General features: G+C 46.0%; 23 protein-coding genes, 3 tRNA genes and 1 other RNA gene. 6 read left to right on the forward strand and 21 right to left on the reverse strand.

The window, feature by feature from the left end; translation table 11 throughout:
- Positions 1 to 17: 17 nt before the first annotated feature.
- From DESPCE1_RS0117395 to DESPCE1_RS0117405, 3 genes are all read left to right on the forward strand, one after another.
- The gene (locus DESPCE1_RS0117395) at positions 18 to 455 is read left to right on the forward strand and encodes a YaaR family protein (RefSeq protein WP_014795313.1); all 438 of its coding nucleotides are present in this window, start codon (positions 18 to 20) and stop codon (positions 453 to 455) included.
- Positions 456 to 538: 83 nt separating this feature from the next.
- Positions 539 to 1333, forward strand: a complete 795-nt coding sequence (locus tag DESPCE1_RS0117400) for a protein-glutamate O-methyltransferase CheR (RefSeq protein ID WP_014795314.1) — start codon at positions 539 to 541, stop codon at positions 1331 to 1333.
- 367 nt (positions 1334 to 1700) lie between these two features.
- On the forward strand, positions 1701 to 2000 hold the full coding sequence (locus DESPCE1_RS0117405; RefSeq protein ID WP_014795315.1) for a hypothetical protein: 300 nt from the start codon (positions 1701 to 1703) through the stop codon (positions 1998 to 2000).
- 91 nt (positions 2001 to 2091) lie between these two features.
- Here DESPCE1_RS0117405 and DESPCE1_RS0117410 read toward each other — a convergent pair whose 3' ends face one another.
- The 4 genes from DESPCE1_RS0117410 to citD all read right to left on the reverse strand — a co-directional run bounded on the left by DESPCE1_RS0117410 (position 2092) and on the right by citD (position 5161).
- On the reverse strand, positions 2092 to 2283 hold the full coding sequence (locus tag DESPCE1_RS0117410; protein WP_014795316.1) for a hypothetical protein: 192 nt from the start codon (positions 2281 to 2283) through the stop codon (positions 2092 to 2094).
- Between the two features lie 234 nt (positions 2284 to 2517).
- Entirely contained in the window at positions 2518 to 4062 is a 1545-nt protein-coding gene (citF, locus tag DESPCE1_RS0117415) for a citrate lyase subunit alpha (protein WP_014795317.1), read from the reverse strand.
- A gap of 33 nt (positions 4063 to 4095) precedes the next feature.
- The gene (locus tag DESPCE1_RS0117420) at positions 4096 to 4800 is read right to left on the reverse strand and encodes a CoA ester lyase (RefSeq protein ID WP_014795318.1); all 705 of its coding nucleotides are present in this window, start codon (positions 4798 to 4800) and stop codon (positions 4096 to 4098) included.
- Positions 4801 to 4873: 73 nt separating this feature from the next.
- The gene (citD, locus tag DESPCE1_RS0117425) at positions 4874 to 5161 is read right to left on the reverse strand and encodes a citrate lyase acyl carrier protein (protein WP_014795319.1); all 288 of its coding nucleotides are present in this window, start codon (positions 5159 to 5161) and stop codon (positions 4874 to 4876) included.
- Positions 5162 to 5413: 252 nt separating this feature from the next.
- On the opposite strand from citD, the gene DESPCE1_RS0117430 reads away from it, so the two are divergent.
- Both DESPCE1_RS0117430 and DESPCE1_RS0117435 read left to right on the forward strand, forming a co-directional pair.
- Complete coding sequence (locus tag DESPCE1_RS0117430) at positions 5414 to 5701, forward strand: hypothetical protein (protein WP_014795320.1); 288 nt, start codon at positions 5414 to 5416, stop codon at positions 5699 to 5701.
- 73 nt (positions 5702 to 5774) lie between these two features.
- A complete protein-coding gene (locus DESPCE1_RS0117435; RefSeq protein ID WP_019851168.1) occupies positions 5775 to 6146 on the forward strand; it encodes a YueI family protein in 372 nt (123 codons plus the stop codon).
- Positions 6147 to 6223: 77 nt separating this feature from the next.
- Here the strand turns inward: DESPCE1_RS0117435 and DESPCE1_RS0117440 are convergent, their stop codons facing one another.
- From DESPCE1_RS0117440 to dnaG, 10 genes are all read right to left on the reverse strand, one after another.
- Entirely contained in the window at positions 6224 to 7354 is a 1131-nt protein-coding gene (locus DESPCE1_RS0117440) for a zinc-dependent alcohol dehydrogenase (protein WP_019851169.1), read from the reverse strand.
- 209 nt (positions 7355 to 7563) lie between these two features.
- Positions 7564 to 7957: RNase P RNA component class A (rnpB, locus tag DESPCE1_RS22165), an RNA gene on the reverse strand.
- 68 nt (positions 7958 to 8025) lie between these two features.
- Positions 8026 to 8184, reverse strand: coding sequence for a hypothetical protein (locus tag DESPCE1_RS23425; protein WP_019851170.1), 159 nt, complete (start codon positions 8182 to 8184; stop codon positions 8026 to 8028).
- A 380-nt stretch (positions 8185 to 8564) separates the two neighbouring features.
- The gene (locus DESPCE1_RS0117450; protein ID WP_019851171.1) at positions 8565 to 9731 is read right to left on the reverse strand and encodes a Nif3-like dinuclear metal center hexameric protein; all 1167 of its coding nucleotides are present in this window, start codon (positions 9729 to 9731) and stop codon (positions 8565 to 8567) included.
- Positions 9710 to 10507 carry a class I SAM-dependent methyltransferase gene (locus DESPCE1_RS0117455; protein ID WP_019851172.1) on the reverse strand — a complete coding sequence of 266 codons (798 nt, stop codon included), beginning with the start codon at positions 10505 to 10507 and terminating at the stop codon, positions 9710 to 9712. Before DESPCE1_RS0117455 ends, DESPCE1_RS0117450 begins: the two co-directional genes overlap by 22 nt.
- A 64-nt stretch (positions 10508 to 10571) precedes the next feature.
- Positions 10572 to 10647, reverse strand: a tRNA-Glu gene (locus DESPCE1_RS0117460).
- A gap of 10 nt (positions 10648 to 10657) precedes the next feature.
- Positions 10658 to 10732 (reverse strand) — tRNA-Ile (locus DESPCE1_RS0117465).
- A gap of 10 nt (positions 10733 to 10742) precedes the next feature.
- Positions 10743 to 10817 (reverse strand) — tRNA-Asn (locus tag DESPCE1_RS0117470).
- A 109-nt stretch (positions 10818 to 10926) separates the two neighbouring features.
- Positions 10927 to 12111: an RNA polymerase sigma factor RpoD gene (rpoD, locus tag DESPCE1_RS0117475; protein ID WP_014795326.1), complete on the reverse strand. Its 1185-nt coding sequence runs from the start codon at positions 12109 to 12111 to the stop codon at positions 10927 to 10929.
- Positions 12098 to 14002, reverse strand: a complete 1905-nt coding sequence (gene dnaG / locus DESPCE1_RS0117480) for a DNA primase (RefSeq protein ID WP_019851173.1) — start codon at positions 14000 to 14002, stop codon at positions 12098 to 12100. The genes rpoD and dnaG overlap by 14 nt, the downstream gene beginning before the upstream one ends.
- Before the next feature lie 403 nt (positions 14003 to 14405).
- Here dnaG and DESPCE1_RS0117485 point away from each other — a divergent pair, with 403 nt between their 5' ends.
- Positions 14406 to 14996 carry a GerMN domain-containing protein gene (locus DESPCE1_RS0117485; RefSeq protein ID WP_014795328.1) on the forward strand — a complete coding sequence of 197 codons (591 nt, stop codon included), beginning with the start codon at positions 14406 to 14408 and terminating at the stop codon, positions 14994 to 14996.
- Positions 14997 to 15151: 155 nt separating this feature from the next.
- Here DESPCE1_RS0117485 and DESPCE1_RS0117490 read toward each other — a convergent pair whose 3' ends face one another.
- The 7 genes from DESPCE1_RS0117490 to DESPCE1_RS0117520 form a co-directional block, all read right to left on the reverse strand.
- A complete protein-coding gene (locus DESPCE1_RS0117490) occupies positions 15152 to 16141 on the reverse strand; it encodes a deoxyguanosinetriphosphate triphosphohydrolase (protein WP_019851174.1) in 990 nt (329 codons plus the stop codon).
- 114 nt (positions 16142 to 16255) lie between these two features.
- Positions 16256 to 17602, reverse strand: a complete 1347-nt coding sequence (locus DESPCE1_RS0117495) for a 4Fe-4S binding protein (RefSeq protein ID WP_019851175.1) — start codon at positions 17600 to 17602, stop codon at positions 16256 to 16258.
- Between the two features lie 4 nt (positions 17603 to 17606).
- The gene (locus DESPCE1_RS0117500; protein WP_019851176.1) at positions 17607 to 18761 is read right to left on the reverse strand and encodes a 4Fe-4S dicluster domain-containing protein; all 1155 of its coding nucleotides are present in this window, start codon (positions 18759 to 18761) and stop codon (positions 17607 to 17609) included.
- A gap of 41 nt (positions 18762 to 18802) precedes the next feature.
- Positions 18803 to 19495 carry a molecular chaperone gene (locus tag DESPCE1_RS0117505; protein ID WP_019851177.1) on the reverse strand — a complete coding sequence of 231 codons (693 nt, stop codon included), beginning with the start codon at positions 19493 to 19495 and terminating at the stop codon, positions 18803 to 18805.
- Between the two features lie 337 nt (positions 19496 to 19832).
- On the reverse strand, positions 19833 to 21008 hold the full coding sequence (gene nrfD, locus DESPCE1_RS0117510; RefSeq protein WP_019851178.1) for an NrfD/PsrC family molybdoenzyme membrane anchor subunit: 1176 nt from the start codon (positions 21006 to 21008) through the stop codon (positions 19833 to 19835).
- 13 nt (positions 21009 to 21021) lie between these two features.
- On the reverse strand, positions 21022 to 21642 hold the full coding sequence (locus tag DESPCE1_RS0117515; protein WP_014795334.1) for a 4Fe-4S dicluster domain-containing protein: 621 nt from the start codon (positions 21640 to 21642) through the stop codon (positions 21022 to 21024).
- A gap of 15 nt (positions 21643 to 21657) precedes the next feature.
- Complete coding sequence (locus DESPCE1_RS0117520; protein ID WP_019851179.1) at positions 21658 to 24114, reverse strand: molybdopterin-dependent oxidoreductase; 2457 nt, start codon at positions 24112 to 24114, stop codon at positions 21658 to 21660.
- Positions 24115 to 24252 lie beyond the last annotated feature (138 nt).

Genomic DNA, 24252 nt, shown 5'->3' on the forward strand with positions numbered 1-24252 from the left:
TTACAGGGGGAATGGCAATGCCTATACGAATTAACGGAGCTCAACAACCCGAGTCCCTGACCCGCCCCAGCCCCTCATCCCAAAAAGGGGAGCTGGATTTCAATCAAATTATGAGCCAGACTCGGAAGCTGCAAGGTCAGGAGCTTCAGGAGTTTTTGACCCGCCTGGAGAAGAAGGGCCAGCAATTGGCCGAAAGCTTCTCCCTGCGAGATTTATCTGATTTTAAAGAGTTGGTCAAATCCTTTTTACGCTCAACCTTCGGGCAAAGCCGTCGGGTCTCTGAAGAATCCTTTTGGGATTTCCAAGGACGGCCCAAGGTTCTCTCACGAATCAACGATATTGATAAAGCCCTTGAAGAACTCGGGCAGAAAGTACTGGATACACAGGCTAAGCCTTTAGAGATTCTTAATCAAATCGATGAAATTCGCGGACTTATCATTGACCTATTTGGATGATTCATCTTGACCGGGCAAAATTCCTTCTTTATGCTTAAAGTTAGAATTTAAATAGGCTAATAGAGATGAAAAGAGGTGCTTCCTTGGCAAACTTAGATACCAATACTTATGAGTGGTTTATCAAAGCTTTCCACCCGAAAAGCGGGCTCGATCTTAATTTTTATAAGCAAAATCAAATGGAGCGGCGTATCAGGAGCTTTATGACCTCACATAGTTACAAGACCTTCCCGGACTTCATTAAGGCATTGGATCAGGATAAGGAATTGTATGACGCCTTTTTTAAACATTTAACCATCAATGTCACCCAGTTTTTCCGGGACACCAACCAATGGAAGACCTTAAGAGAAGTGATTCTCCCGAAGCTTCTTGAGAAGAAGCCCTCCTTAAAAATCTGGAGCGCAGGATGTTCCAGCGGGCAGGAACCTTATACCATGGCCATTACATTAATGGAGTACTTCCCTCAGGCTCGTTTCAGTATTTTGGCTTCTGATATTGATGTCAATGTCCTGGAGCAAGCGAAAAAAGGCATTTATAAGGAAGCTGATTTCGCCAGTACTCCCCCGGAGATTATCAAGAAGTATTTTACTCCTGTGGATGGCGGCTACCAAATCAAGGAACAGGTCAAACGCTCTGTAACCTTCCAACGGCAAAACCTTCTCACCGATCGCTTTGATTCAGGCTTCGATCTTCTGGCCTGCCGCAATGTGGTCATTTACTTTACTGAAGAGGCCAAAGACATGCTCTATCGTAAGTTCGCTAACTCCTTGAATCCGGGAGGAATTCTCTTCACCGGAAGCACGGAACATCTCTTTGGTATGAACCATCTAGGCTTTAAGCTGATCTCCTCATTCTTCTACGAAAAGCAAGTAAAGGTATAAACAAACACTATCCCATTATAACTGAATAGGATGCCGTTGCAGCATAAATTATTGAGTCGTGTGCAAAACCTGCGGGAAAGCAGCTATTGAATTTACCCCTGTGTCATCTGAAGGTAGTGATACTCTTTCGGGATGACACAGGGGTTTTTAAAAAAATCGTTCGTCAGGAATCGAGTATAAATCCGTTTATTTGAAGTTTTCTTCCCGGAAGTTTAATCTTACGAGTGGACAGTGCTCAAGGGTGGGTTGATTTTGTCGGATATTTCACTTTTCAATTCATTAATAGTTTGTTAAACTAATGTTAAAACCAAGAGAGGAATAATTGGTCAAAAGGCTAACTAAAACTAAGAGGAAGGTGGGATTTCTATTGTACTTCCACGACAATCTTATCATCTGTTATGTCCAAGACCCCGATAACGATCGTTATCTCTTCCAGCTGACAGGAGGGGAGGTATGCGATGTAAGCAAGGAGGAATTCTATGCCCATTGGCAGGAGTACCGTGCCTTTGAGGAAGCACGTGCCCTGGATGTGGTCGAACCCTATCGTCCACTTCCTGTTACCTTCTCCACCACATACAATGTTAAACGTATGCCTATTAATATGCATTTGAGGCGCAAACGCAAATCAGCTTATTTAATGCAACAGCCCATGCTTGCTCATGGCTAATTGTGAAAAGAGCTGAAAACCGTATGCGCCTTTTAATTTGCACGTAAAAAGGGACTTTTAGAGTCCCTTTTTTGTATTATAATTTAAGTTTTCATGAAGTCATATGATTGGATTGTTGGTAGGCTGCAACCAACTCATCCACATGGTAAGTAACCCCTTTACCTTTGTACTCCAGCGACACCTGCTGGGCTGTGGGATTATAGCCGATATACTTCATCCCCAATTGCTTCGCCATCTTCGCCAGTTCAATACGCGCGCTTCGTCCCATGTCTTGAAATTTCATAATGCACACGCCCCTTATACCGTTTTTTCTCTCTTTTAGGTAAATCTCGGGAGTTTGGAGTACGTATTCAGTTTTCCAATTCTTTTTGAATCTTTAAGTCTTTTTTAGAAAGACTAACTCCAGTCAATATCAGTGCTTGTTAGCACTTTGTCGACCCTTCGTTAAGATAATAATATCCTATTCACCGGGGCGATGCAACTTGCATTTCCACCCAGAGTTGTTGATTTTTTTCCTTTAATCTTTGGGTTCTCTTACCACGTCAATGACTGTCCCATCACGGTATTCCACCACAGCCACCACCCGCTCAGTGAACTCGATAGTTTCAGGAACCCCTGTCAGCCTTTCCGATATTTTCTTGAGTTCCTCAATAGTTATGATGGGAAGTTTGCTATCCTTGAGTTTTTCCAAAAGATCGGTTCGTCTGGGATTGATGGCAATACCACGCTCTGTCACTAAGACATCAATGGTTTCCCCAGGGGTGGTCACTGTCGTGACTCTATCTTTAATTACCGGCAGCCGCCCCTTGGTCAGATTAGTTACGATAATGGCGATCTTGGAGCCCGCTGCTGTGTCGTTATGCCCCCCGGAAGCTCCCATGATGATCCCATCGGAGCCGGTAACCACATTCACATTAAAGTCCGTGTCGATCTCTGTGGCTCCTAAGATCATGATATCCAGGTTATTAACGATGGCTCCTTTGTCATGAGGATTCCCATAGAGCGAACCGGACATGGCCTGATGGCGAGGATTTTCCCGATAGGATGCCACTGCTTTCAGATCAAAGCATTGCACATCGAAAAGGTTTCGAAACAGCCCTTCGTTAAGCATGTCTACGATATAGCCTGTGATTCCGCCGGCAGCAAAGGACCCGACCACCTTCTTTTCCTTCATGAATTTGCGTACTTCAGCAGCTACAGCTAAGGATGTCCCACCGGCTCCTGTTTGGAAGGACATTTCATTTTGGATATACCCGGCTTCATTGATAAGTTGAGCGGCCATTTTGGCAATCCGCAGCCCCACAGGATCTTTGGTCACGGTAAGAGTTCCCGAGACGATGCCATTGGCATCACCGATGGAATCCACCTGGACCACATAATCGACAAAGTCTTGGGTAATCTCAATAGGACAGGCCGGGTATGGAGCTAAATGATCGGTAACCGCCACGACCTTATCCGCAAAGAAGGCATCGGCCACAGCGTAGGATAAGGTACCACAAGCGGCAGGTCCGCCCACTCCATTGATATTTCCATAGGCGTCGGCTGTGGGAGCTGCAATAAAGGCTACATCAATATGAAGGTCCCCGCTTTCAATCGCCCGGGGACGTCCTCCATGGCTCATAAACACGGCGGGCTTTTGCAGGAAACCCTGGGAAATAGCTTTAGCCACAGGCCCAGGGGAAATATAGTTGACGGAAATCTTAGTCACGATTCCCTTTTTTATATACTCCACAAGGGGCTCGTGAATAGGGAAAATCCCTGTTGCCGCCACATGGATATCTTTGACTCCACGTTTGGCGATAGCAGCCATTACCTGGTTAAGGACATAATCCCCATTTCTTAAATGATGATGAAAGGATACAGTCATCCCATCCTGGATTCCCACTTTATCCAGAGCTTCTTCAATAGTGGCCAGCAGCTTCTTCTCGCCGGGTTTAACCGAGCGCAAAGTCACTGAAGCCTTAGCCCGTTCACCATAATTGGCAAAGGCCCCCATGAATGGTCTGACTGTTCCGTAGCCTTCTATGTAATCCGGGATCTCTCTTCCAAGGTTATTCTTCATAGCATTTTCTTCCCTTCTCTAGATCCTTTTGTATCAGAAGATGGTATTCAGGGTATCAATCTGGCGGCCATCCAGGGCTAATTTGCCTGTAAAGCCCAGTCTTTTCGCCGTTAAGGCATCCTTCTCCAAACCCTCGTTATCATTGCTATCAGTAAAACAGGTATCGATGGCATGGATACCAGCTGCCCGGCAGGCGATGCCCACTCGGCCACGGACATAAAGAAGTTCATCCCCTTCTTTTGTGCGTTTTGCTCCAAACTCGGCCATGAGACCCTCGGCATTAAGCCATACCCCGGTAACCCGGGGAGAAATCCTGATAAGGGTGTTCATAGTCTCTATACCAAGAGCCGTTTCCAGGACAGGAATCAATTCAATACCACCCTTAAGAAATCCCTCTTCACTTTCTATAGCCGCAAGTATACTATCCACTTGTCGGATGATTTCCGGATTGGCCTTAGGGATAACCAGCGCCCCCGGCTTTACCCGGGGGATACTCTCCATATCCTTTTGCCCTTCTTCTGTGTCCAGAGGATTGATCCGGACCATGACCTCGACCTTAGAGTAGTCCAAGAAGCTGAGTGCTTCTCTGACCAGATGACGGGCACTATCCTTTTCTTGGGGAAGGACTCTTTCTTCCAAATCGAACAAAACCACATCAGGTTCAAACACAGGTGCATCCTGCATGCTTTTCGGACTGTTTCCGGATAGTATCAAAAGGCTTCTTCTTCTCTTCATCATTAAAAGCGTCTCCCTTCATAAGAAAACCCTAAAAAGCTAAGCTAAACATCGTTTCAAAATCAGGCTATAAAAATTAATCACGCGTTCCAGAAGCAAGCGCCCTTTCCAAAGCCGTCTGAACTCGTGCCCGAATGGTATAGTTCAAAGCGCCTTTGTCCTGGACTTTAATGATGACATCATCCACATCCATTTCAGACACCTTGCCTCGCACAACTTCCTCGATTTGTTTACCGAATTGCTTGAAGATGACTCGTTTGGTTTCTAATTGAATTTGAACTCCACCTTGGTCATTGGGCATCACTGTCACCAATACATCGTTGGATTCCAGTGCCCCTGCCTGTGCCGTAGTGCTGATCTTCATAGAAATTCCCTCCTTACACCTCTTAAGTATTGCATGCTCTTGCCATCATTTATGCAATATGTGCGCACTATCTTTTTTAAGTGTAAACCTGTCATTCCCACTTTGACAATAGAATATAGGTTTTCAGGAAGGTTCGCAATATTTCGAATATCTAAATTCCGGAGACAGTTCTCTGGAACAAGTGTATAATTTAAGAATGAGTTCTATGAAAATAAGCATGAACTGCATACTATTCCCCTAGGAGGCGTTTGTGTGAGTATCTTTGAAGCCCTTATGCTCCTTAGTTTTGGAGCCGCATGGCCTTTTTCCATTTACAAATCCTATATATCCCGGTCCATGGAAGGAAAAAGCCCTTTCTTTCTCGTTATCATCATCTTCGGTTATATCGCAGGCATCCTGCACAAGCTCTTTTACCAGTATGATCTGGTCATCTACCTTTATATACTGAACCTTCTTATGGTCTCGGCAGACTTTCTTCTCTACCTTCGCAATAGCCGTCTGGCTAAAGTCCATCGCAAGATTTCTGAATCCATCATTTAGATTTCCTATAGAAGAAGGATAATCAGGGCACTCTATAGAAGGTTATTTATCCTGTGTAAGGGGGGATCTATGTATGAGTGAGAAGCAAAGCGAACTCGAACAACGTCTTATGGTGGGCCTGCACGGAACGCCTGAACTCAAACAGCATGAGAAAGTGCAGCACCTTGGTCAGTTCCGCGAACGGATAATACGGTTGCTGACGAAAAACCAAGTGGAGGATAATCATGTCTATCCCGAAATCGAGGAAGCGCTTAAGGACCCTCGTGCCATACGCCTTCTCCTTAACGGGGATTTGGCTTATAGATATCGTGATAAATATATAAAAATCGCTCGCAAGCACAGCAAGCCTTATACTGTGGTCAATGACCCCAGCCTTAAAGGCAACGCAGGTTTAGTCGTGGTCGCTGACCATGCCGTGGATGTAGATAAGATTGAGGTTAAGTAAAAATCAAGGACGGCTCAAAGCAAAAAAACTTTGGTCCGTCCCTTTTTATATTAAGCTTTTGAGTTAAATCTCCATTCCTATGGTTTCAACACAACTTTAATACAGTTATCCTTTTTCTCATCAAAAATCTCATAAGCATGTTCTCCTTTATCCAAAGAAAGCCGATGAGTAATGATATCCGTTGCATCGAATCGGCCTGTTTTGATTAATCCCAAGATAGAATCCACATAGGAGTGAGCCGGACATTGCCCCATCTTCAAGGTGATATTCCTGGAGAAGAAATCCCCTAGAGGAAATAGATTGTACTTTGACCCATAGACACCTACCAAAGCTACGGTCCCGCCTTTTCTTACCGCTTGAGTGGCAATCTCAATGGCAGATTTAGATCCCCCCTGGAGTTTAAGCAAGGTCTCGATTTTCTCTAGGGTGGATGCTTTTCCATCCATACCCACACAGTCGATAACCACATCCGCACCTCCGCGAGTTATCTCCTTAATATACTCTCCAGTGTTGTCGTGGTCCTCAAAGTTAATAGTCTCCACCCCGTAATGCCTATAGGCATGATCCAACCGGTAGCTAATGTGATCCACAGCAATGACTCGTTTGGCCCCCTGGAAAATGGCCCATTTGATAGTCAATAGACCTACCGGTCCACACCCCAGAACTACCACTGTATCACCCTTTTTTACCCCACCGATTTCCACTCCCCAGTAAGAGGTCGGTAGGATATCTGTTAAGAAGAGGACCTGCTCGTCGGTTAACTCCTCCGGAACCACCCTGGGTCCCACGTTAGCATAAGGAACTCTCAGATACTCTGCCTGTCCTCCATCATAACCCCCAAAGGTGCTGCTATAGCCAAAATACGCTCCCGATTCCACTTCCGGGTTCGCGTTATCACATTGACTCCATAGGTCATGCTCACAGTACCAACAATGCCCGCATGCGATAGGAAAAGGAACGATGACCCGTTCTCCTTTTTTGACCTTATAGACATCCTTGCCTACCTCTTCCACGATACCCATGGTCTCATGGCCAAGGACAAATCCCTCAGGCATATTAGGGACCATACCATGAATAAGATGGAGATCCGAGCCGCATATGGCTGTGGATGTAACCTTGACAATGATGTCGTCGGGTTTTTGTATTTCCGGGTCCCCTACATTCTTGACCTTCACATCTCGAACTCCTTCATAGACGATTGCTTTCATATTAATTACACCTTCCAGAAAGATAGTTGCACATAGCTTTCTCCCGCTGGCGTGGATCTATTCAAGACCTAAACTTCTGCGCCTTAATATTTATACCCATACCAATTAAGCATGCCAATCAAGCATGCCAATACAAAAAAGCCCTCCAGCGTGAAATCTCACGAAGAGGACTATTTTCGAAAGTTTTTAAACTCATCGGTCAAAATGCAGTGCAAAGCCAATCTGTAAGCCGGGTTCTGTACCTTCCTTTCAGAAGGTGATGATCATCTATCTAGGACCGTTGTTACCAACGGCCTCAAGCGACCTTACCCGGAGACAAAAACGGGCCGTTTCATAGTCTCCCTATTCGGTCTTGCTCCAAGTGGGGTTTGCAGGGCCAGCCTGTCACCAGGCTGCCGGTGAGCTCTTACCTCACCTTTCCACCCTTACCTACTCGAAAAGTCAGTCTCAGGGACCAACTTCCGCTATCGGCGGTATATCTCTGTTGCACTGTCCTTAGGATTTCTCCCACTGGGTGTTACCCAGCACCTTGCCCTATGGAGCCCGGACTTTCCTCAGAAGCAACCTTTCGGTTCTTACTTCCGCGACCATCCAATTGGCTTTGCTTAACTATCTTACTTGATTCTGACCTTTTGGTCAAATAGATTTAAATGGATTGATTTCCAACCTACTTAGCTTTTGGCAAAACTCTTTTGTGGTTGACGCATTTGTTCCATTTCAGCATCAATATCCATCAGAGATGTAAGCAACTTTGCTTTATTCTCGGGACCTTGAGAGAGTTGTTTCAAAATGCGGTCCCGTTCTAGACGTAAAAATTCTGTACGGCTCATAATGTAGTCCCCCTTATATTTCCATTCCATATACTTAATGCAGTGAAAACAATGAATTGTTATTAAAGGAAATTTTCAGTAATTACACTTTAGCATGCTTTCGTATTTAAATCCGTGATTCCAATCACTCTATTAAAAATACCCAGACAATACTGCTTTTCTTTTTATAACATTTGGAATAACTTCGACTTCCTTACGACATTATTCTACAACAAAAGACTTTGTGTGTCAATAATTTATATTCAGAATAATCCCTCTTTTCTTGCTGATAGAATGCTTCGCATTTTGCTATTTATTTCTTTTTAGTTATAAGCAATTACAGAAGATTTTCGAGTTAAAAAAAACACTTCTATTTAACAATAGAAATGCCTTTACAAAATCTAAGTATTCAGCGTTCTCCATGGATTTTTCATTTTTTCACTGATGATCACTTCAACCTCTGCCAAAGCTTTTTCCCCTTTTAAATACTCTGCCAAGGCCTTCACCATAGGGATTTCACCCCAGAAGTGCCCCATATCCATGATGGACAGTCCTGCTTCAAGAGCATCTAACGCTTCATGATGACCCACATCTCCGGTGATCAAGAGGTCGACCCCTTTGAATAGTGCTTTGGAGATAAAGCTCCCTCCGCTCCCATTGACAATGGCTATTTTGCGAAGAATCTGCTCAGGACTTCCAGAAATGCGTACGGTAGGTTCCTCTGCCAAGGAGATAGGAGCAAGTTTTTTTAAATTCGTAGGGAGTTTAAGAGAAAAACTACCCAGACTCTCGGGCTCTTTTAAATAACCCATAATACCATAGCCCCGGCTTGCTCCCGTGTTATAGAGAGGGATTAAATCATAAGCGGGCTCCTCGTAAGGGTGTGCTTTTTTCAAAGCTTTCACCACGCGGTCTATGCGGTGCTCAGGGATAATGCTCTCCAGCCTTATCTCCTCTACTCGCGTCAGTTCGCCAATCTCACCGATGATGGGCTGAGCCTCTCCCAGAGGCCGGAACATTCCCGTTCCTTCTCCGGCAAAGAAGCACTCGGCATACTCAGAAGCATGGGGGCCGTCTGTGATCCCTTCCCCAACCCCTGCTTTCACGAGAGCCTGGCGAACCTCCTCGGCATGGTCTTTAGGAATGAAGGCAACCAATTTAACAAGCTTTTCTGTATGTGATATTTTAAAATGCTCCATCTTTTCCAGCTCTAAAGCCCTTCCCAGACTCCAGCTGGAGGACAAGGAAGATTGGTCCAAATTAGTATGGGCTGCATAGTAGGCGATTCCCGATTGAATCATTTGGATAGGTAATCTTGCTCCTTGATTGTCAGAGCGGAGATTTTTCAGGGCTCTAAACAGGATGGGATGATGGGCTATGATCAGTTGTACATCCTTTTCCCGGGCTTCCTGCAGGACTTCCGGAGTAGCATCCAGGGTTACCAGAATTCGCTCTACAGGGGCAGCAAAATCCCCCACCAACAGCCCTACATTGTCCCATTCCTCAGCCCAAGCCTTGGGGGCAATCTTTTCAATGGTTTGAGCAATTAAACCAACGGAAACAGGCATTTTTCCAACTCCTCCAATACTTTGATGGACATGACGTACTCCTGAATGCGCTTTTGCACTTTCTCCTGGTTGGACTTTTGCATTTCATGGTTAGTTCTCCGCAGTGTTTGTATCTGCTCCAGTATAAGCACTCTAAGTTCTTCACTGGGAGAATCTAAAGCAAGGGGACCAAATTCCCAGATCCACTTTGTAAGAAGGCTTTCACTCCACTGGGAATCACCCAACGCCTCACAAACCCGATCCTGCCACTTTTGTACTTTGCGCTGCAGCTCCTCCAAGGCATATCCTTCCCGACGCGAGAAATGCATCACCCCATAGATTCGGCCTTCTTCAGCTACATACTCTTCTTGCTTCATCTGCCAGCCTGCTTGCAGCAAGGTCAGGCGCACTTTCCCCTCAGCTCCTTGAGGTTGGAGAATGAGGTCATTAACCTGAGACAAAACTTCCGGCCGGGCGGCAAAAATCTCCAGCATCGTATTCCCGCCCATTCCGGCTAAAGTGAGAGTATCCACTTCCCCTACCTGAATGGACTTTAATCCATCTCCATACCGGACATCAATGACCGATTGCAACCCTCGGCTTTCGATAGCTGAGCAAGCGGAGCGATAAGGTCCCTCATGAACATCCACTGCCACAGCCTTTATAATCTTTTTATTCTCCCATAGGAAAATCGGTAAATAAGCATGATCGGTCCCGATATCCCCTAGCCGGGAACCTTCAGGAACAAATGCCGCCACACATTGAAGGCGTGGTCCCAAATTTACGGAAACAGCCATAGGTTAACTCCTTTCAACAAAAATAGCGAGATGCTTAATACATCTCGCTACATTCGTTCTTAAGTGGTGACCCGTACGGGATTCGAACCCGTGTTACCGCCGTGAAAGGGCGGTGTCTTAGGCCGCTTGACCAACGGGCCATTGTTATAGTGGTGGGCCCACCAGGATTCGAACCTGGGACCAACCGGTTATGAGCCGGCCGCTCTACCGCTGAGCTATAGGCCCAATAAAAAAATGGCTCCCCGAGCAGGACTCGAACCTGCAACCTACCGGTTAACAGCCGGTTGCTCCACCATTGAGCTATCGAGGAATGCCCTTTGCAGAGTTTATTATACGAGATTCGTATTAGCTAGTCAAGCTTATATTTGATGTTTTTTTGTTCTAAATAGTGAGAAGCCTTTGACCTATCCCCTTGGTTCTTATTCAAGGTAATCCTTAAGCTTCTTGCTGCGGCTGGGATGACGAAGTTTCCGCAGGGCTTTGGCCTCAATCTGACGAATCCGTTCCCGAGTTACGCCGAATTCCTGGCCTACTTCCTCCAAAGTCCGGGTACGACCGTCATCAAGACCAAAACGCAAACGCAGAACCTTCTCTTCCCGGGGAGTCAGAGTCTCTAATACTTCCTCCAGCTGTTCTTTTAACAGGATAAAGGAAGCCGCCTCCGAGGGCGCCGGGGCATCCTCATCAGGAATGAAGTCCCCTAAGTGGGAATCTTCTTCTTCTCCAATGGGCGTCTCTAAGGATACCGGCTCTTGGGCAATCTTCATAATTTCCCGGACCCGTTCTACTGAAATATCCATTTGAACAGCAATTTCCTCGGGGGTTGGTTCACGTCCTAATTCCTGCAGGAGCTGGCGTGATACCCGAATCAGCTTATTGATGGTTTCTACCATATGCACAGGAATTCGAATAGTTCTTGCCTGATCGGCAATAGCTCGAGTAATAGCCTGGCGAATCCACCATGTGGCATAGGTTGAGAACTTAAAGCCTTTTACATAATCAAATTTTTCCACAGCCTTAATCAGTCCCAGGTTACCTTCCTGAATCAAATCCAGGAAAAGCATCCCCCGGCCTACATAACGTTTGGCGATGCTGACAACAAGACGCAAATTGGCTTCTGCCAAACGGCGTTTAGCACTTTCGTCCCCTTGTTCCATGCGTTTGGCCAGTTCAATCTCCTCTTCTGCCGTAAGAAGGGGAACTCGACCAATCTCTTTAAGGTACATACGGACAGGATCATCAATCCCTACCCCTTCGGGAATGGAAAGATCCACATCCACATCCACCTCTTCCTCAGCATCAGGGTCATCCACATCGTCGGGGATTTCATCAGTGGCCTTTTCCAATGCTTCCACTTCACCCGCTTCAGGAATGATATCAATCCCCATCCGGCCGATCTGTTCATACACTTCGTCAATCTGTTCGGCTGTGAGCTCAATTCCTTGGAGGGTATCCATGATCTCCCGGTAGGTCAAAGAACCTTTTTTCTGGCCTTTTTGTATCAGTTCTTTCACCGCATCGACCTTTAATTGGTCATCATTCATAGATTCCCCTCCCTTCTTGGTTTCATTTTTCTGTGTGCTCATGACCTTACTTTTCGCCACTTCTCAACCGCTCTCCTATCTCTTTTAACAGGGCTAAAGCACCTGTCAAATCGCCGGATTTTTCTAATTCAACCATTCGAGCCTGAAGCTCTTCCACAGTTTCTTCTTCATTTATCGAACGAATCTGTTTAATACAATCATGGAAAAGTCGTTCTGGATTAGATAGCTCCATATCTTCCAGCATGAGTTGGGCAACCTTGCTTTGCAAAGCGTCGGATTCCATACTGGGCATAGCTCCTTTTCCAATACAGCGTGCTTTTTCAATATAATCAAATATCTGCTGATGATAAGCTACCTTCCAAAATCCCTCTTCGAATTGTTCCTTGAATTCTGAGACAGGAATCAATTGTTCAAGCAAAAGACGTAACAGAACTTGCTCAGCTCGAATCACTCCATCAGGTACTGATGCTCCAGTTTGAGTCGGATTTGCACACCTATTGATATTATCCCTTTTTTTTACAGAAATATCCTGTTTGTTAGGAAATAATTCCTCTTCAGAGGCCCTTTTCGAAGGTTTTCGGTCAAATCCTGCAATTTCCGCTTGAACCCTATCTAAAGTTAAACCCAACTCCAGACTCAGAAACCGCTCATACCCTTCCCGCTCCACAGGACTTTGCACTTTTATAATATCCGAGGCTAATTCACGGACCAATTCTGCTTTCTCCGGAGCCGATAGAGTTGGTTTCGTCTTGACATGGACCTGATATTTAAACTGAATATAGGGCTCTGCCTGAGCTAACGCTTTATTAAATTCTTCCACTCCGAAGGTTTTTAGGTATTCATCCGGGTCCTTAGCTCCGGACAGACTTAAGATATCTACCCGAAAACCCATATCCCGCAATAGTTCACCCGCTCGAAGTGTTGCTTGAGTTCCAGCCTGATCCGAATCATAAACGATCACTACCCGCCCAGTGTAGCGATGGATCAATTTTGCCTGATCCCGGGTTAAGGCTGTTCCCAAAGAGGCTACTGCGTTTTTGAAGCCTGCTTTTTGTAAGGCGATAACATCCATGTAACCTTCTGCCAGAAGAGCGAATCCGTGTTCCCGGATCCCCTGGTGAGCTCGGTGCATTCCATATAAATGATGTCCCTTGTTAAAAAAAGCAGTCTCTGGTGAATTCAGATATTTTGGTGTAGAATTATCTAAAACTCGCCCTCCAAAGCCAATGGTCTTTTGACGCGAGTCAAGTATTGCAAAGATTACCCTTTTCCGGAAACGGTCATAGAAGCCGCGGGATTTCCCTTCCGAATGGTCTCGTTCCAAGGCAAGTCCGGCTTGAGCCAACTCCTGGGGGTTTACTCCCCGGGCACTGAGTGCCTCAATCAGTCCGTCCCATCGTTCGGGAGCATACCCTAAACGAAATTGCTTTATGGTCTCTTCATCTATCCCTCGCTGCTTAAAGTACAGCCTTCCAGGCTCTCCTTCAGGTTTATGCAATAGGACTTCATGAAAATAACCCGTTGCCCAATCGTGAATCTCTTCCCAACGACGTCGACGGGTTTGTTGTTCTTTCTCACGGGGTGAAAGCTCTTTCTCCGGGAGAACAATACCGTGTTTTTGAGCTAAATGCTCCACCGTTTCGACAAAATTCCAGTTTTCTTTTTTCATTAAAAAAGAAAATACATTACCACCCGTATGGCAACCGAAGCAATAAAAAATCTGTTTATCCGGGGTTACCGTAAAACTCGGGGTCTTTTCCGAATGAAACGGACAGAGGCCTAGGTAATTCTTCCCTTTCCGTTGAAGTCGTACATATTCGGAAATTGTATCCACGATATCGGAACGCAATCTGACTTCTTCAACGATTTCCTCAGGAATTCTATAGTCCACTGATTGTAATTCGCCACCCCTATGCCATATTTTTGACAGATTGTCAAGATAATAATACATTTATTGTTTCGCCAAAAAACTCAAGAATCCTCTTTTTCACTTTCGTAAAGCATAACTTCGTTGCATACTTTCCTCCTGCATAAGTGCAACTAGGCAGCTGTCTGCGCCAGAGGCTTGCCACCAGCCAAGTTTTCTATAAAATCTTTCTTTAAAATCAGACTTTTTTGGTGTACAATATATATTCTAGATATATTTAGGGTCTATAAATATTATTCTACCTTCCTTAACTATTTCCTCCTTCATTTCGACTTTTTCTTTCCTTCTTACCGCCAGCCGCGGCTGATCGCTTTTCCTCCTCTTCTTTTCGTGCTAAAATGAATTAATGGCTAATTTTTATACATAGATGAGTCAAGTCACAACATTATGCTAAACTAAAAAATGACTCAGAAAGGTGGACGATCCTATGTGTAACGCTAAATTCCGCTCTTTGATTATCGCATTTTCCATATTCTTTTTAACCTTTGGCTTAGTAGGCTGTGGATCCGATGACACCACGAAGAATACTCCTCCCTCTCCCCCTCCTGCCAATGTAACAGATCCCCAAAACCCTGACCCAGTTGAACCGGCTCCTACGGAGACTGTGGAGGTTACGATGTATTTCCCTACATCGGATGCGACAGGGCTGGTCCCAACTGACCGGACGGTAAACGTTGCAAAAAAATCGAGCGAGGAAGTCATTGCTGAGATGTTCAAAGAGTTCGCGAATCCCCCTTCGGGTTTGGTGGCTCCCCTCCCCAAAGAAACAAAACTTCTGGATGTTAAGATTAAAGACGGTGTCGCCACCATTAATCTGTCCAATTCCTTCAGAGAAAATTTTGAGGGGGGCGCCACAGGAGAACAGATGGTCCTTTACAGCATCGTCAACTCCTTAACCACCCTTAAGGATGTGGACTCTGTAGAATTCCTTTTAGAAGGGGAACTGAAGGCTGCTATTCTCGGCGGTTTGGATACTTCAACCCCTGTAACGGCCAATGAGAGTTTAATCCTAAAATAAAAGGTTCTTACTATTATCCATCAACAAAGACATATTAAAGAATGTTTAAGGGAGTGTCGCATAAACTACTTTTTTAAAGTAGTTGGCGATGCTCTTTTTCCATAAAAAAGGTCTGTCTTACGGCGACAGACCCTTGATTATTTTTGCATAAATTCTTAATGTCTGGGAACTAGGAAGTTTTGAAAGAGATCAATGGCATAATTATCGGTTAGCCCGGAGATATAGTCCACCACGGCTTTGACCGCATCTCCATCAGCCCAAACAAGGTATTCCTGAGGGAGAAACTGTAGGTTTTTCATATAATAATGGAATAAAGCCTGGACAACGTATTCACCTTTACGCCGCTCTTCACGGAGGGCCTCGCTGTTATAGACTCGTTCAAACATAAACAGTCGAAACTCCTGCATAGCCTCTGTAACAGGGCGAGATTGTTGGATAGAGGTTTGATTCTGTGAACTTTCGATCATGTCCACCACCATAGTGGTGATCATGCGGCTGGGATTATCCCCCAAAGTAGACACCACCTTCTCGGGGAGCTCTCCTTTGTGAATGAGCTCTGCCCGTAAGGCATCATCATAATCGTGACAAAGATAGGCAATACGATCCCCTGTCTTGACGATCTGCCCCTCGAGGGTATAGGGGATTCCTTTTCCTGTATGATGAAGCACCCCATCCAGAACTTCCTGGGTCAGATTCAGCCCTTTTCCCTCCCCAGAGAGAACTGTGAGGATGCGAACGGATTGCTCATTATGTTCAAAACCTCCGATAAGTTTGACGATGGCCTCCTCTCCCACATGGCCAAAGGGAGTATGCCCCACATCATGCCCGAGGGAAATGGCTTCGATGAGGTCTTCATTTAAGCGCAAACCTCTGCCAATGGTGCGGGAAATCTGTGAGACTTCCAGGCTGTGGGTCATCCGCGTCCGGTAATGATCCCCCGCAGGTGCAATATAAACTTGCGTCTTATGCTTAAGCCGGCGAAAAGGCTTACTGTGCAAAATACGATCCCGATCCCTTTGGAACTTGGTCCGAATGTCACACTCCGCTTCTTCCCGCGATCGTTTAGCCTCACTGCTTTTAGCAGCATGAGGTGAAAGTCGCTCCCATTCTTCTCTTTCTGTACGGATCCGAATATTTTCCGCCATACTCACTCCTCCTTTGAGGCTGGGTCAATCTCTTATATTATAGCATGAGGTCTGGACATAAATATAACCTATAAAAAATCCGTGTAATTTATTACGCAAGGAAACATCTATCTTTTAAAATAATCCGATGTTTTGCAACAAAGCTCCAATAATCAGTATCCATAAGACGCCAATTCCGGCGGCCAGGATCTTATCCGATGAAATCAACAGAGACGTTTGCTGCGCTTCTTCTTTTAGGCAGCCGGCACACTGTCCTGGGCACCCCTCTTCCCTTTTATCTGATTTGGAGGGGATAGATTTCCGTCCTAAAATAGCGCTGGCCTTTCGTTTGCACAGGGCTGTGAAATCCAAAAATGCGCCTACAGGACAAAAGCAACGACACCAAAAGCGGAGGATAAAAATGGAGAAGAGCAAGATGATCCCCATAATAATCCACTGAGAAGTGTTGCCGTCAGCATCAAAGAACACTGAAAACGGTTCATAGCTGGCTATCCCCGGGTTGTTTAACAATAAAGCCAATAATGCAGCCAGCCAGAGAAAGAACCAGCGGCTTTTTCGGGCTATCGTAACGAGCCTGGGATGCGGATGATAGTTGGCTAAGTTCAAGGCCCTATAGATTCCTTCTTGAACAGCTCCGAAGGGGCAGAGCCAGGAACAGTAAAAATTTCTGCCCCAAAACAACGTAATCAGGAACACCCCGATGACCATTACATACCAGATGGGACGTTCTGAAAAAGTCGGCATCTTGAGAGCGATAATACTCATATAATTGCCGATGGTCAAGGAAACGTTCTCCATGAACCCTAAAACAAAGACCGCTGCTACCAATATCCAGGGTCTAAGCTTCTTCATATTGCGGGAGGAAGCGAGAATGGCAAGAGCCAGCATAAGAACGACGAGACCATCCTGCCATTGAAAATGGAAGGTTTTTAACGGGGGAACCTTTAATCCCAGGTGATTTTCTCCCACTTGGTACATCCCTTTTTCAACGGCCAGCATCATCCCTTTAGCAGTTCGTGTGGCTCCACTGACAATATCGATATCTTCATGGGCTTCTAAGGGTTCGGAGACCGTTTTCCCCAGAAAATTTTCCGGATAACCGGCTACCAGGACCTTCTTTAGATAAAGAGGAGTTTCGGAATCATCCAATAGTACCGCATTGGCAATCTTTCCTTCCTCACTCACTATGGTTAGCATAGTGATCGGCCCGCCATAACCGGAAGCGCTGGAAATCACCCCATAACTTAAAAATGTCCCCTCCTGGTTATATAAGGCATAGCTCTTATAGGCGCCCTCCACCTCTTTAAACTGGCTTGCCGACGGTTCTCCTTGCTGCAAAAGACCCAAGAGATCCTGCTTATTGGTACCCTGTTGATAAATAAATGTCATGAGCAAGAGAAGGCAGGCGAAAACAATGACGCCTGTCTTCCCTTTTGCTTTATTGAATTGAGTATTAAACATTGTTTTACACTAACTTTCCGAATAGTTTTTTGCGAACATCTGAGAGTATATCCTCTTCAGAAGGCTCTTCCTTACACCAGTAACACAGATCATCCTGACTAGTGATGGTTTCCGCTTCACAAATCCTACATTTTCCGACCGGAGCTTTAAATATGGACTGCTCCTTGTAAGGCTGAGCATTGGGTTGTCGATCCCGGAGAATAGAGCGCGTAGGACAAGACAGCATGCATATGCGGCAATCTAAGCAGTGCCCACTGGTAAAGTCATGAATACATTCCTTCACTTCCACTCGAATCTTCAAGGCTTGCGTAGGACAATACCGGGCACACATCCCACAGTTAACACATTCCATACTCATTTGGATAGATGGCCAATAGGCTGGGCTTCCCCCCTCTTGAAAGTGACTGGAGTAACTATCTTCCAGACGCTTCTGCCAATCAGGCAGGACATTGATTCTGGCCCTTTTCGCCCTTTCATCACTGCCGGGGGGTGCTTTTTTCTCTTTGGCCATGAGCTCGCTCCCAGGTTTCCGGCCCATCAAGGTTAGAAAAAGATCACGGCGGGAAGTTACTTTCAAGCCTGAGGATACAGCTTGGAGTTTCTTTTTCTTCTTCGCCTTCTCTGCCGTGTAAATCAGGGAGAAGTCGGGGGTATGCCCGGAAGCTGACAACCATTCCATAGCCGTTTCTACAGCAAACTTCATGCGCTCCAGGCAATCTTTCATGGGGCAATTCTGGCATTCATCCAGGCGCAGCTCCACCCCGGTGAGTAACCCCAATTCATACCACATTCCTTTGGAAATTGCACTTAAGCAGGTGTGAACCTGCACCGCCCCTTTGTCCTTTTCCTCTTTACTAAGATAGGGGGCGGGATGATAACCGCAGAAAATCTGGGTGGATTTTGCCCCTTGCTCTTCCACGTCTGAGCTTATCGTCGTCTCATCCCATTGCGTGGAACTAAAGACCTGAGTAGGGCAATCCGAGAAGCACAGCCCGCAACCCAGGCATTGATCTTGAATGAGATAAATTTGGTGATCAGATAAAATTAATGCTTGTCCTGGACAATGGGAAACACAATGGTTGCATTCCACACCATTGTGCCGCTGATTCAAACATCGCTTTGTGTCAACTTGCACATGAGCACCGTGATTAAAAAGCATGCCTCCCACTCCTCATCACAAAATTCGGAACAACTTCTTCTTTACACCTGTATAATTTTTGTTAACCCCAGCAAAGCCAATTGAGCCACTGCGAGATAAGTTGCCTCATTTGTCTCAGTTCGCAACATCTCAAAAAATTCCTGGCCCCACTTTTTAAGATGGAGCTCTTCAAACCCTTTGATCTGCTTTTCAATTCGGGTTATTTCTTCAGCGTTTTGCTCTTGGAGGGCCTTACCCTTCCTGGCATAGAGATACATCATAAATTCCAGCTCTGTGGCCATATGATCTGCCGGTTCTGCAGACTGCTTTACCACTCTGACTCCGGCTTCCCGGTAACAGCGTTCCGCGTCAAGAGCTGCCGGACTCATAAAGAGCATGACTCCCCCATTGGCTTCTTCGGGATTATGGAGAAAAAGGGTTTCATAAATGCTAAGTGCAGGTTTCTTCGGATCATCAAACAGTCTTGTATACTCTCTCCTCATCCGGATTAAAAGGGTTGTAGCATCTTCCTCTGCAGAGATAAGGGCGTTTAAGGCCTCTCTCATCTTCGCTATATCTTCCTGACTGCAGGAAAGCTCCTCAAGAATGTTTACCGCATCTTGTCCATAGCTCCCATCCAGCATGGCCTCAGCCAGTTCATGATTGGGAAGCCGCAGGGAAATAGAGAGCATTTGATAAAAATCTGAAATTGCAAAAGCAGTCATAACATCTTGTACCTGAACGTTATTACTCATTTTTTTCTCCTTTTTCTTGACCTCTACTTATTTTCATTTTAACAAAGCTCTAATGGATTCTTCTATATCATTTGATATACGTTTCACATTTCATTCTCTTCTGATTTAGTGTTATTCATTTTTATCTAGCTCTCAATAATTTTATAATAAGGCTCCCGATAAAGCTGTCAGGAATACTTATGGAGTTTTGTCCCGAAAAAACACTACAGAGAAGATTGGCTTGTGCGAAGCAGTAGCCATAGTCGCCTTATGCCTGCTGGTTTATGCTTTCCGATTAACTAGATATTTGAAGCTCGGGATTGCTCCCGAGCTTTAGTTAAATGCATCTCCCCTATTCCTACTTCCGGGCATTTACCCCGAGGTTCAACTTGCTCAAACCCAAATTCAGAAGCAATGCTCCCAGTGCGACGATGCCCAAAGATAAACCTATTTCGATCAAACTGGGTACATAGGGACCTGTTGTTCCGCCATATACCGGTGGTCCGGCATAAGTGATGAGAGGGTTAAATAATTGGGCCTGGAGGAGATTCGACTTAATAAGGTAGATGGCAACCAGGGCCAGTACTGCACCTGCAACAATGCTCCCTGCCTTCCCTGATGTTCCTGGTTTAGACAGGAGCACGATGGCTGCGATTAGAGCCACCAACTCCACCCAGAAGCCTAAAGCTCCTTCACCAAACACCAGCCAATGGAAGGCAGCATATTCTTCTCCGCCGCCGGGGTAAAGGCCAATGAAGACTTCCCCCACCACTACGATGAGTTCGATACATAAGAGCACGGCAGCCACTTTCCCCATCTTGCCCAGTAGTTTCACCGGCATTTGGATGTAACCACTTCTTTTTAAAAGGGTGGCCAGAATCATTTGCACAGACAGGGCTGCCACTAAGGCGGCGATCAGGAAGGATAGGGGCTGTACCGGGGTATTCCAGAGAGGACGGGCAATTTGGAAACAGAAGACGAAGGAGGTCACCGTGACCAAAATTCCGGCGATAAAGGCAATTATGGCAACAGGCTTCACTGAAGCTTCATCCTTTTTCCCTTCATGGACCAGTATCAGCTGACGGGTAAAGATGATGGAAATGACCATATAAGAGGCCAGCATGAGGAAGTCCCAGAACATGGGAGAGGTCAAGTTGCCGCTGGTAATGAACAGCCAGGCCCGTTCCGGGTTACCGATGTCCACGATGATGAACAAGGAGGCGGCTACGATACTGGAGACTGCTCCCAGATAGGAAGCAATCCGGGTATAGGGTTTGAATTCATTGAGTTTAAAGAGATAAGGTACTGCTGCGAAGAGCAGGCTTCCGGCAGCAACCCCTGTGAAGATCATAAAGCCCACGATATAGAGGCCCCACATAGTGTTCACACCAAGGTTGGTCACTTGTAGACCTTGGGTCAGTTGCAGTCCCCAGCAGACTGCACCGAGGACGGCAAAGGCTGCGAAGATAATGTTCCACAGATTTGACGAGGTCTGTTTGGTGTTTTTTACGGTGGTATTTGTTTGCACTGCCATACTTCACACCCCCTTAAGTTAAATAATAGACATTCGGCTTGGTGCCTTTTTCTTCGAGCAAGTGGAAATAGCTCCGGCCCTTAATCGCCTTGCTGACATCGCTTTCCGGGTCGTCGATATCCCCAAAGTAGCGGGCACGGCCAATACATAACTCCATACAGGCCGGTTTTTTCCCTTCCGCCAGTCGGTGGACGCAAAAAGTGCACTTGGAGACTGTATTATATTGATGTGGGGTTGTATTGACATCACCCACAGCAAAATCCACACGGTACTCTGGTTTTTTCCAGTTGAACTGACGCACTCCGCTATAGGGGCAAGCTACCATGCAATACCGGCAACCGATGCATTTATCATAGTCCTGGATGACGATTCCGTCTTCCTCCCGCTTATAGGTGGCTCCTACCGGACAGGCTTTAACACAAGCTGGATTATCACAGTGTTGGCAATTTACCGGCAGGTATTCCAAGGTATTGTTGGGGTAAGTGCCTGCCGCTGTATCCATGGCCTCCCCACCGACGGTAAGGATGCGGTTCCACCAGATCTCATTGGGCAGGTTGTTAGCCATTTTACATGCTACCGAGCAGGTATGACAGCCTACGCAGCGTTTCAAATCAATTGCCATGGCATAATGCATATTTCATTCCTCCTCTTAAGCTTTCTCCACTTGAACCAATACATCAAAAAAGGCACTGTTGGCACAGACACTATTCATGACTCTGGATGTCAGATCCTGATAATGTCCCTCAATGAATTCATGCTTTTCCCGACCTTTAGGCAGGCTCAACACTCCCGGTTGAATCCCCCGGTCCACAACGGCTTTGATTTTGACATAGCCCCGGTCATTATAGAGCTTGACGATGTCGCCGGTCTTAATATTCCGGGCGGCAGCATCGGAAGGATTGATTCTGACAAAAGGTTCCGGGCTTAATTCCTTTAAGATGGGGACATCCCACCATTGGGAGTGAGTCCGCCATCTTCCCTTATCCTGAATCATCGTGAAAGGATATTTTTCATGGAGAGGGTTTTCATGCCATGCTTCGTAAGGAGGCTCAAAATAGGGAAGCTGTTCTTTAGTCACATCAAAAGTCTGACCATAGTTATTATTGGGGGCCGGGCTTTCGTTGTAAATCTGCGCTCTTCCGGAAGGAGTAGCGAAAACCCCTCCTTCAGCATAAATATAGGGATCTCCAGGTAAAGCTCTGAGAACTTTTTCCTTTTTAAGATTTTCTAAAGTTATTCCTAATTTTCTTGCTCCGTCAGTATCCATCCAGAGCTTCATATAGCCCTCTTCATCCATGTCAAAGGCATCACCGCAGCCCAGCTTATCGGCCAGCAATTTGTAGATTTCATAATCAGATTTACATTCATAGAGGGGGTCGATGGCCTTCTCCTGCAAAATGGCATAAGGATGGGTGCTATAGTTAACAAAGACATCATCCACTTCGAACCAATGGGCTACCGGCAATAATATATCCGCGTACTGTGCCGTTTCGTTCATGTTCATATCGGCAACGACGATGAATTCCAGCTTTTTCATGACTTCCAGGGTGGCTTTACGCTCAGCACCATTACCCACTTGATTGACATGGGTAAAATATATCCCTTTGAGATCGATGGGAGTTTCACCGTACATCTTGGTTTCCAATACTTCAGTTAACATATTCACCGGTACGGAAAGGGAAGGCTTTGCCCCGTTCGGGAACATGGTGCCCGCCATATTGATCCAGTCGGTGGCCAGGTTTTCGCCCATGCCGCAGAAGGCTCCGGATTTGCCCAGGTTCCCTGTGAGAATAGCCAACACAGCCATGGCAAAATAACCGTAATGGCCATTGACATAGTGGTCTATGCCGAAAAATTCATAGATTGCAGAAGGTTTATTGGTCGCGTAGAGTTTCGTGATTTCCTCGATCTGCTCCACGGAAATATTGCAGATTTCTGCCGCTTTTTCCGGTGGGTATTCCGCAATGCGCGTCAAAAGCAATTCATAAGCAGTGGTTACTTTAATACCATTGATTGTATAGGTTCCCCGCAGGGCCGGGTCTTCAACGGCATTGACTGCCCCATAAGTGTTGGTCAGGGCATCCCAAACGATGGGCTGATCTTTTTGCCCTTCAGCAAGGGTAATGCCTAAATCACTTTGATGAAGGAACTTCCCATCGGATTCCTTAACCAGGAAAGGTGCTCCTGAAGATTTCTTCAAAAAGGGCTCATCCACCCAATTTTCTCTGACCACAATATTCATCATACCCAGCGCTAAAGCGGCATCGGAACCAGGTCGTACGGGGACAAAGATGTCCGCTTTGGCAGCCAAAGCATTGAAATTGGGGTCAATGACTACAATCTTTGCCCCTTTTTCTTTGGCTTCCAGGAAAAAGTGCGTGCTTTGTTGCTGAGCTCCCACAGGGTTCGCTCCCCAACAGAAAATGGTTTTGGAATTCTTCAGGTCTGCCGGTTCATTCGCCGTAACAAAGGTTCCTTGACCGAGAGCCGGTTTTGTCCCTTGTCCCCGTGCCATGTCCACCGCCGCCGTAATATTCAGGGCTCCATTGGCATTTTGCAGACGATTCATAGCACTGCCAATCCCTGCACCGCTTAATGTGGCGTAGCTTCCTGAGCTCCACATCACGCCAAAAGCATATTTGCCATACTGGTCCTGGTACCTTTTCCATTTCTCGGTGATGGTATTGATCGCTTCATCCCAGGTGATCTGTTCCCATTTCCCTTCTCCGCGCTCCCCGGCACGTTTCATGGGATATTTGAGGCGGTCTTTACTATAGATTCGTTGCACATGGGTTAAGCCTTTAACACAGATCCGGTTGTACTCCGGATTGGGCATTTCCCTGGCAGAAGTTCTTACCACTTTACCGTTGCGGACATGAATGTTCAAAAAGCATCCGCCGGCACAATTGCCGCGGCAGGCACCGCTAAAGATTTGCTCATCATTGATGGTGGCCCTATCGGTGTTTTCCTCTTCCGCTAAAGCAGTCATGGCCGAACTCCAGGGATTGGCTGCCACAACACTGACCGTTGCCGCAGTTGCTGCCGAAGCTTTAAGAAATGTACGGCGGGACAGATCAGGGTTAAGTCTACTCTTTTCTTGAGCCATTTTGCTCCCTCCCACATAAAATGATTGTTTGTGTATATTTTATCAAGGAAGGAAATAGCCTTCGATACCATCTGATAGTTTCTGACTTTTCATTTGCTATATCTTACTATTTCAAATGATACACGGAATTGTATCATT

This window comes from Desulfitobacterium sp. PCE1 (genome assembly GCF_000384015.1).
Taxonomy (GTDB): Bacteria; Bacillota; Desulfitobacteriia; order Desulfitobacteriales; family Desulfitobacteriaceae; genus Desulfitobacterium; species Desulfitobacterium dehalogenans.